Genomic DNA, 4476 nt, shown 5'->3' with positions numbered 1-4476 from the left:
GCACCGGCTGATGATGTCCCGCTGCCCGTCGCGGTTGAAGAAGCGCATCGTGATCGGCTTCTCCGGGTCGAGTTCGCCAAGCAGCGCGATGCGACACAACGAGATGGCGCCGTTCAGTTCGTGCGGCTGGAATTGCTTGAGGAGTTGCTTCCAGATGTTCAGGTCGCGACCAAGGCTCCAGTCCGGGTGCGGCGGCTCGTCTCCGAGCCAGAGGTGCTTGCGGATCAGGACGGCGGCCTCGCCTCGGGCGGCTGCGAGCAGGTCCTTGCCGTCCGTGGGTTCATCGTCCGGCGGCGCAGCCGCAGTCCCCGAAGCTTTAGCTTCGTTAGTAGTTAATAGTCTTTTGTCTTCTGTCTTATGTAGTGCGGGATCCCTTCCCGGAAGGGTTCCCGGAAGGGTTCCCGGAAGGGTTCGTCGAACCCTTTCCGAATAAGTCGGCGAGCGAGGCGGGGTAGAACACGTCAATACCCGCGCGACCTAGCCTGAGCTTGAGCGTATAGAAGACCCACTGCGCTTCCATACTGAGGTTCTGGAAGTCCGGGTCGTCGGCGAGCGCGACGAATATTCCGCGGTACTCGCCCCGCTCGGGGTGCTTTTTCTTATCCTTCGTACCCATTAGTACCCCCTCAATCGGTAGCAAACAACCACTTCCGTGACACCTCGACTGCACGCCAGGATCAGGAGGGGGTGCCTCACGCGATCCTCTTGGCTTCGTCCCGCGCGATCATCTCCGGCACGTTGGCACGCACGATGGCCGCGGCGTTGGGTGGCGAGACACTGTTCCCTGCAAGGCGGACCTGCACCTTACCCGAGAGCTTTCGCCCATCTGCCCCGCGATCGATCACGTACTCCGGCGGGAATCCCTGCGCATTGAACAGCTCGCGGGGTACCAGCATCCGCATGGCTATGTCAGCGATCGCGTACTCTCCTCCGTCCACGGTGACCGTCACGAGGCCCATGCGGTCCTTTGTGGTCACCGCCCCCATCGGCTCGTTCATCGAGGAGCCGATCCCCTGTCCGTAGTATTTCTGGAGGAAGGCGTAGACGAGGGCGTGCCGGTTGGCGGTATCGATCGTGGGGAGCGGGTCCCGCAGCGCAGCGCCGCGCACCTCGCCGTCCCGCCTCTCCGCGTGGTAGTTCATCAGGTGCGCCGTCACGACCGCATTGTGATCCACCGTCGTTACTGTCGGCATGGGCGCATGCAGCCGCGCACCGTCAACGCCGGTGAAATGCTTCGCCAGGTAGGCGGCAACGAGTGCGTGCTTGTTGCCCGTCGCCACGATCGTCCCGAGCGGCTGGTGCAGGTCCAGCGACCGAGGCGCCTGTCCCTCACGCTCGCCGTAGCCGGTCTGCACGAGCGTGGGTACCACCAGTGCGGAGTCCGCCTTCGTGGTCACCGTCTGGTACGGCTGGCGGATCCCGCGCTCGGGTGACTGCCCCTGCCTGCCGCCTACGCCGACGATGAACGGCTGCGGATCCTCGAGCACGAATCGCACGATGCCCCGTGCGATCCGCCGCATGGTGGCATCCGCGAGCGGGCGTTTCGGGGTTCCGACTCCGTGCAGCTTCGCCCAGGCGCGCGCCTCTTCCTTCGTGGCGAATATCGAGCACATCGGAATGGACCAGTCGATGCACTCGGCTGCGCTGCGGTGGGGCCGCCGCCTGGTGCCGTGCGTCCGCTCGGGCCAGACGATCGGCTTGCCGTCGCAGCGCGCGATGAGGAACAGCCGCTTCCGGATCGTCGGCGCCCCGTAGTCGCACGCGCGGAGCTCGCGCCACTCCACCGCGTAGCCGAGCTGCTCAAGCGAGCGAACGAATGCGCGGAAGGTGCGACCCGCGCGCTTCGGGCACCGACGGTACTCTCCCGGCTTGCCCACCAGCGGCCCCCATCCCACAAACTCGGGCACGTTCTCCAGGCAGATGACCCGCGGCCGCACTTGGCCCGCCCAGCGGGTCACGACCCACGCAAGTGCCCGGCGCTTCTTCGTCCGGATAGGCTTGCCGCCCTTAGCGGTCGAGTGGTCCGTGCAATCAGGGGAGGCCCAGAGCAGCCCGACCGGACGGCCGCCCGTTGCAGTCTTCGGATCCACTTCGAAGACGTCGGACACGAAGTGCCGAGTTTGGGGGTGGTTGACCTCGTGCAGCGACACCGCATCCGGATCGTGGTTGATCGCGATATCGACCTGGCGCCCCAGTGCGGCCTCGATCCCCTGGGAGGCACCGCCGCCGCCAGCGAATAGGTCCACGATCAGTTCCTGGTGGACATCCAGGAGGAGCTGGGGATAAATCACCCCTCCACCTCCCTCTCCCTGACCACCACCGGCCGGTTCGCCATGCTGTCCGCGAAGATCCTCCGCCAGCGGTCCGCGTCGGCGGCAAGGCGGTGAAGCGTGCGCTCTCGCTCCTCCGCCCTCTGGATGGCGGCGTCTAGCCTGGCCTCGCCTTGCTTCAACTCTTTGACAAGCCGGTAGTTGTCCCATGCAGACAATGCCAGAGAGACAAGCATCAGTACGTTGGCCGCGAGGGAGGCAATCAGGAGCGGGACGTGTGCGTCCATCAGGGTGATCTCCTTGTGGGTTTATCAGTGATTCGCCGACTCATGGCTACGCCGGCTGGCGGCGGAGTTGCGGAGCATAGCCGAGGCGTAGCACCCTCACCCTCCACCTCGTAGACCTGCACCCCGGCGGCTTTCGCGCGGCGTACCATGTCGGCCGTTCCGCCTCCGCCAGGGAACGCGATTACCACGTCCGGCTGCCCCTCGTCCAGCATCCTCTGGTTGCGGATCGGCCCGGCGGCCTTGCCATCCCTCGTCCAGTTGGCCGGGAACGACAGGGCTTCGACACCCCTGCTGGCCGCCCATTGTCCGGCAATCGAGTCCGCACCTCGAGCCGCCCCGTGGATCAGGACTGAGATCGGCCCCTTGCGCGCGTGGAAGCGGTCCAGGGCGTAACCGATGCGCTCAGCGTCGTTGAACTCCCGGCCGCCGCAGACGAGTACGCGCGTCACGCTGCACCTCCTAACGCCGGCACCTCCTGCGACAGCCGGCGCGCAGCACCTTCGCACTGCCCTTCGCGCACCTCGAAGCCGATGGCCTTCCGCCCCAGCTCCTTCGCGACGAGTAGATCCGTCCCGCTCCCCGCAAACAGGGAGATCACCGTACCGCCCGGCGGGCACGAGTACTCAATAAGCGGCCGGACGATACCCTCCGGCTTCTGCGTTTCGTTGATCGCGCGGCCGTGGCACGAGCGTACCTGAATCACCGAGCGCATCAGGCGCGGCCCACCATCCTCGCTGGCGTAGCTTCCCGCCTCGATGCGGCCGGTGTGTGGTGGGCGCCTCTTCCTGCGAATGGTGCGCTTCGTGGCGTCCGGGGTGGTAACCGGAGCCAGGTAGAGGTCTCCCCATGCGCCGGTGTAGAAGTGCGCCACCACTTCATGCACCCGCTTGAACCGATCGGCGTGGAATCCGCTGCCGTTGTGCTTCTCCCAAATTACTTCCTGAGCCAACTTCCACCCGTCGAATTCGAGGCTCCGATCCCAAAACATCCGGAACGACCCGAAGCACCACATCTGCGGCGCCAGTGGCAATGCTTGCCCGGGCCACCCGCTGGGCCAGCGATCCCAATCCAGGGACGTCTCGCCATATGGTGGGTCCGCGATGATGAGGTCTCCGCGAAGCCATGCCGCATCGCGCCAGTCCCCGTGGTAGAGCACAACTGATTCGTCCTTGTAGTACGGCCTCACGGTGCCGCCTCCCGCGCGTCGATGGTCTCCGCGATCCGCTTGAGCTGCATCCAAAGCGAGAAGCCGCCCCGATGTGGAAGATGGATGCGGTGGATGCTCACGATCTGATCGCAGCAGGGGCACGCCATCGAGCGCAGCGCGTCGGGCACATCGACCTCCAGCACGGGACGGCCTCTGGGGTCCCATCGCGGGCGACCGTTGCCGAAGCCGAAGGCGTCGTCGTCGATCGTGGCCGCCGCCCCGCCGTAGCTGAGCCGGTAGACCACCGGATCGCCGATCGCGTGTACGGACCGCACGCGGCCCGTCAGCAGGCCCCGAAGGCGGTCGGCCCAGCCGATCTTGAAGGATCCGCTCACCCCTCCACCTCCCTCTCCCGCCGCACCTGCGGCCGGTTCTCCAGGCTGTCCGCGAAGATCCTCCGCCAGCGGTCCGCGTCGGCGGGTGTGCCGTAGACGTCCTTCCCCTCCAGCTCCGGCGGCCGGACCCGCACCGATCCCACCGGCACGCGGCGGGGGCTCTCCTCGCGCTGGACTCGGCGCACCTCGCGGGCGAGGGCTTCCCGCTCGGCCTCCGGTATCTCCGGGTGGAGCTCGGCTATGGCCGCGGGGATCTCCTCCGGGCACAGGTTCCACCGGCCGGACAGGACGATTCGGGCGCGGGTGCGGAGCATGTCAGCTCTGCGCCGGGCTTCGGCGCGGGCGCGTTCGCGGGTGAGGAGGGTCCGGTTCACGCC

General features: G+C 66.7%; 8 protein-coding genes. 1 reads left to right on the top strand and 7 read right to left on the bottom strand.

Annotation, left to right across the window (positions count from 1 at the left end):
* A partial coding sequence (locus VF167_01905) for a hypothetical protein (GenBank protein ID HEX6924157.1) occupies positions 1–336 on the top strand: 336 nt, incomplete at its 5' end.
* Positions 337–355: 19 nt separating this feature from the next.
* Here the strand turns inward: VF167_01905 and VF167_01900 are convergent.
* From VF167_01900 to VF167_01870, 7 genes are all read right to left on the bottom strand, one after another.
* Positions 356–616 carry a hypothetical protein gene (locus VF167_01900; protein HEX6924156.1) on the bottom strand — a complete coding sequence of 87 codons (261 nt, stop codon included), beginning with the start codon at positions 614–616 and terminating at the stop codon, positions 356–358.
* Positions 617–692: 76 nt separating this feature from the next.
* Positions 693–2291: a DNA cytosine methyltransferase gene (locus VF167_01895; GenBank protein ID HEX6924155.1), complete on the bottom strand. Its 1599-nt coding sequence runs from the start codon at positions 2289–2291 to the stop codon at positions 693–695.
* On the bottom strand, positions 2288–2557 hold the full coding sequence (locus VF167_01890; protein ID HEX6924154.1) for a hypothetical protein: 270 nt from the start codon (positions 2555–2557) through the stop codon (positions 2288–2290). Before VF167_01890 ends, VF167_01895 begins: the two co-directional genes overlap by 4 nt.
* Entirely contained in the window at positions 2557–3006 is a 450-nt protein-coding gene (locus tag VF167_01885; GenBank protein ID HEX6924153.1) for a DUF2493 domain-containing protein, read from the bottom strand. Before VF167_01885 ends, VF167_01890 begins: the two co-directional genes overlap by 1 nt.
* Positions 3003–3743 (bottom strand): site-specific DNA-methyltransferase, encoded by a 741-nt coding sequence (locus VF167_01880; protein ID HEX6924152.1) that lies wholly within the window; start codon positions 3741–3743, stop codon positions 3003–3005. Before VF167_01880 ends, VF167_01885 begins: the two co-directional genes overlap by 4 nt.
* On the bottom strand, positions 3740–4099 hold the full coding sequence (locus VF167_01875) for a hypothetical protein (protein ID HEX6924151.1): 360 nt from the start codon (positions 4097–4099) through the stop codon (positions 3740–3742). The genes VF167_01880 and VF167_01875 overlap by 4 nt, the downstream gene beginning before the upstream one ends.
* Positions 4096–4476: hypothetical protein (locus tag VF167_01870; GenBank protein HEX6924150.1), on the bottom strand; the 381-nt coding region annotated here is incomplete at its 5' end. The genes VF167_01870 and VF167_01875, both read right to left, overlap by 4 nt.

It is taken from the genome of Longimicrobiaceae bacterium (assembly GCA_036375715.1).
Taxonomy (GTDB): Bacteria; Gemmatimonadota; Gemmatimonadetes; order Longimicrobiales; family Longimicrobiaceae; genus DASVBS01.
The sequence above is the reverse complement of the archived record's forward strand: the minus strand, read 5'-3'. Positions and strand labels throughout refer to the sequence as shown.